The organism is Lacinutrix sp. YIN62, from assembly GCF_057219185.1.
In genome coordinates this window covers 1-3,916 of sequence record NZ_JBXVVH010000050.1, presented here as the reverse complement: position 1 = coordinate 3,916, position 3,916 = coordinate 1, and the positions used below count along the sequence as shown (strand labels likewise).

5 protein-coding genes are annotated in these 3,916 nt (G+C 28.8%); all 5 read right to left on the bottom strand.

What is annotated here, in order from left to right; genetic code table 11:
* Positions 1-323: 323 nt before the first annotated feature.
* Positions 324-890, bottom strand: a complete 567-nt coding sequence (locus AC2D8I_RS15935; protein WP_484707102.1) for a hypothetical protein — start codon at positions 888-890, stop codon at positions 324-326.
* Positions 862-1,920 (bottom strand): hypothetical protein, encoded by a 1,059-nt coding sequence (locus AC2D8I_RS15930; RefSeq protein ID WP_484707101.1) that lies wholly within the window; start codon positions 1,918-1,920, stop codon positions 862-864. The genes AC2D8I_RS15935 and AC2D8I_RS15930 overlap by 29 nt, the downstream gene beginning before the upstream one ends.
* 5 nt (positions 1,921-1,925) lie before the next feature.
* Positions 1,926-2,657: a hypothetical protein gene (locus AC2D8I_RS15925; RefSeq protein WP_484707100.1), complete on the bottom strand. Its 732-nt coding sequence runs from the start codon at positions 2,655-2,657 to the stop codon at positions 1,926-1,928.
* Positions 2,658-3,100: 443 nt separating this feature from the next.
* On the bottom strand, positions 3,101-3,715 hold the full coding sequence (locus AC2D8I_RS15920; protein ID WP_484707098.1) for an SMI1/KNR4 family protein: 615 nt from the start codon (positions 3,713-3,715) through the stop codon (positions 3,101-3,103).
* A 46-nt stretch (positions 3,716-3,761) separates the two neighbouring features.
* A partial coding sequence (locus AC2D8I_RS15915; RefSeq protein WP_484707103.1) for an integrase core domain-containing protein occupies positions 3,762-3,916 on the bottom strand: 155 nt, incomplete at its 5' end.

The window sequence follows — 3,916 nt, the reverse complement described above, 5'->3', positions numbered from 1 at the left end:
CGTTTCTTTCCAAGGCATAATTTCTGTTTTTATTCAGAAATTTAGTCTTTAAAAAGTGTAAACGATGTCCCTTTAACTTTGTAAACGATGTTTCTTTACCATACCTAATGTGTGCCAACGTCCAGTATAAGAAACGTAGGGCAGGTGATAAGCACTTTCGTTTCGGTTTGTTACTTAGCTAAATATAAATATTTTTCTTTTATCTTTTCTTCTATAAATGCCAAATTTTATATTTAGCGAACCTTGTTAATATGGACAGAATTTTCGATTTAGTACAAACGCCCTATGTTTTTTATACCTTGTTGGCGGTAGTTATTTTTCTTCTAATATGGTTCAATTGAAATTATTTTGATGACAAACGTAGGGATTTTTATTTTTTTATACTCTAAATTTTTTTCATTTGCGGAATTAAAAACAGGTATAAATTGTTCGATATTTCCTATATTTTTTCTTTCATATGTTACTCGACATAACCGATACTGCCAAACATTATTAAAATTTATTTTATGATTATTTTTTTGTTCTTCATTTTTGTTCCAAAAAGTAGTAAATAGTTTGTAGTTATTTATATAGATAACATCAGCTAATTTCTTGTAAGCATCAATGTTTCTATATGAGTTTTTGTTTATTTCATAATAACCACTTTCATAGTTTTTTTGAGTGATTGTATCAGTTGGTTTAATAGCTTCAACTAAGCCTCCAATGCCCTTTAACATATTACCATTATTATCAGAATAATGCCCCATATAAAATTCAGCCCAGAATATTTTAGTTTCTACAGCTCCACTTTTAGATTGTGATGCGCAGGAAAATTGCATTAAAAATAATAATAAATATAAGGTTTTAGAAATGTAAGTGACGCTATTCTTTGATTTTGATATTGTTAACATTAGTATTTATAATTTGTTTAGTTTCTTCTCTAAGAGGATATACACTTCCTGGAACAGAACTTTTCAGACCAGAACTATTATATTCAGCAGCTTTCTTTTTTGCATCTAATGGATGTTTATGACCTGCCATATTGTGACTTCCTAATTCGTGTGCTAATAGTTCATTTGCATTAGCATAAGTTTTATCTCCAGCATTACCCATTGGGCTTGTTGGGGAAGTTCCAACATATGTAGAACTAAAAATAATTTCATTTCTGGCACCTGTACTTGTGCTTTGCGCTGGATTTTTAGGATTTTTGAATAATTTATCTGCGCCTAATGCTACTCTTGAATATTCTATTGGGTCTTTCAATAATAAACTGAATGCTTCATCAGCTGTAACAAATTTGATATTAACATCGTACTCAACACTAACCTTATAAGCTGAGCCCTTTCTCCAATCTCTTCTTTCAACAAATTCACTTTGCATTCCATTTTGAGGTAATTGTTTAAAAAAGAAATTCTTATTACCTCTTTTAAATAATGAGTTTAATGAGGAACTTGAAAATTTACCGTGTTGCGGTATGTTATTCAGACCTTCTTTAACCATTAAAGCTGTTTTTTTAATTGTTAAAGTAGCTGTTCTATCTTCTTTATTTATGTTACTTACAATTAATTTTTCTAACCCTTCAAGTTCTATTGCTCTAATAACATCATTTTCACTAAAGGCATAAGGCGAATTGTGAGGGTAATCTTTTGCCAATGGGTCAACTGAAAAAAACCTTGAAGTTTTTTGAATTTCAAGTGTATCTTTATAAACGATATTGTTTTCTTTGTCAAACAAATAGTATTTGCCTTCTTTTGGTTCAATACCGATTTTGTTTACAACAGAAAGAGTATCTTGATTAGGAATAATTAACATATATTCCATACGTTCTTGTGGTGTTTTGATTGTGTTTCCCACATATCCAAATTCGGCGTACGGATTATCATTTTGACTATAACCAAAACTGACTGCAAATAAGATTATAGTAGTAAATAATTGTTTCATAGTTTTTAATTTTTACGAGTTTTCATTGAATTTACCCATTTATTATAATCTTCGGGTTTAATATTTTCTGCACCAAGTTTATTTAAAGTTTCTTGAAAATCAATGTAGATGAGATGTAGCGAAGCTACATCTTCATTATTTTGTTGTTTTTCTGTTGCTTGCTCTGCAACTTTATTCATTTTTATTGAATATGCAATGACATTAGGCTTAAAATATTTTATTGATAAATCTGTACATTTTTCTGTAAAATCATCAAGTTTACCAAACTTATTTTTATAACTCAAAGCCAATTGAGTTAATAAAAAAGCAACAGTTTCTTTATCATTTAGAGGCTTAAAGTATGCTCCAGTTTGTATAGCTTCTCTTTTAATGTCTAATTCTGTTATTAAAATTCCGTCTGTTGGAAATTGTCCGCTTGTCAATTCTACGTTTGTAAATTTGCCGTCTTCACTTCTATGCCTTATCCAAGCGTGACTTGGACCAAGTGTTAGTTTTGCTTCTGCGTTTAAATCTTGTGCGATACATTTGTAGAGAAGTGGAAGAGATAAACAATTTCCTTTTTTGTCTTTTACCAATCTTGTTACAAAAGTGCTGTTGAAATTTTTATTACCAAGAAAATCCTCAAAATCGTATGTGTATGGAATACTATTATTTTCTGGTAATTTTTGAGTTAGATACATAAAAATCGCCCAATTGTTTGCTGTTTTGTAATCTGTTATTTTTTTTCTTTCTACCATTTTTTTACAAATAGAAGCAATTTTAAAAATCTCTTTTTTAAAATCAGCATAATTCAGTTTGTTATCAAACCAAGCATTTTCGACAGTAAACAATGCTTTTTTTAAAATTCAATTCACTTTTTTCTTCAAGCATTGATTTTAATTCAGAGTATGCTTTTTCATAGTGTTTCTGTCCGAAACAACTAAAACTAAATCCGATAAATACTATTAAAATTATTCTTTTCATTCGTTTCTGCCGTTCTGTTTAATTACCGCCAACGGTCTTGTGTATGAAACGTAGCGTGTAAAAAGACGCTAACTTTTTGGATTAACACAGAGCCGAATTTTTATATTTTGTTTTTAATTTCTCTCTTTTTAAAAGCCAAATTAAAAATTTGGCGGACTTTATAAAAATACACAAACCTTTTGATTAAACACTTATTAGCTATATTTCATACACCGTGTTAGCTCCAGTACTTTTTTTCTAACCAGCCATTTACAAACTTGTATTTCAAAAGATGTTCTTTTTTTGTATCCATAAAATCATTAAAGATGTCCTTCGATAATCCTTTAGATAAATTTTCTCCATAAAAAATAGCATCTCCACGTATTGATAGTACTTGCGTGTTATCATCAAGTATTAAATATCTATTTCCACAATAATTAAATATCATTGGGACTTTTTTAGATACTATATCTTCTTTAGAAATATTAAAAGATTTTAACTCCAAATCAGTATTTTCTTTAATAAGATTAATATCATCTGGGTAAGACCTATATAATTTTTGATAAAAAGGATATTCTTCCTCTTCAGTAAAGTTTTCATCAATTATCGCTAAACCATTCATTACTCTATAAAAGTTTTTTAGCACATCAGGAAATTTAAAACCTAATTGATTTTCAAAATCTTCTATTTCAGATTCTGTTAATCCTTTTTTCCATTTCAAACCCTTAATTCGTTTACTTCCAAATTCACTTGATAAATGTTTAATATTTTTCCATTTTTCTTCACTAAGTATCTTGATAAGGTCAAAACTCTTAATAGAATCGTCTAGATTGTCAAATTCTTTCTTTGTCATTTTGCTATGTCTCGTCCTGAAATATGGCTACAGGTTAAAATTGAATTTACGCTGATAATTTATATACCATATTAGGAGTTTTAAAGTCTAAAGATAAATGTAATCTTACTTCATTGTATAAATTAATTGCATTTTTTGTAGCTCTCTTTGCTTGTGCTACGTTATCAAAAGTTTGATCGAGATAAAACTCATCTTTTAGTA

Coding starts and splice junctions, on each gene's coding strand:
- AC2D8I_RS15935 (WP_484707102.1), bottom strand. CDS start 890: ATGTTAACAATATCAAAATCAAAGAATAGCGTCACTTACATTTCTAAA.
- AC2D8I_RS15930 (WP_484707101.1), bottom strand. CDS start 1,920: ATGAAACAATTATTTACTACTATAATCTTATTTGCAGTCAGTTTTGGT.
- AC2D8I_RS15925 (WP_484707100.1), bottom strand. CDS start 2,657: ATGGTAGAAAGAAAAAAAATAACAGATTACAAAACAGCAAACAATTGG.
- AC2D8I_RS15920 (WP_484707098.1), bottom strand. CDS start 3,715: ATGACAAAGAAAGAATTTGACAATCTAGACGATTCTATTAAGAGTTTT.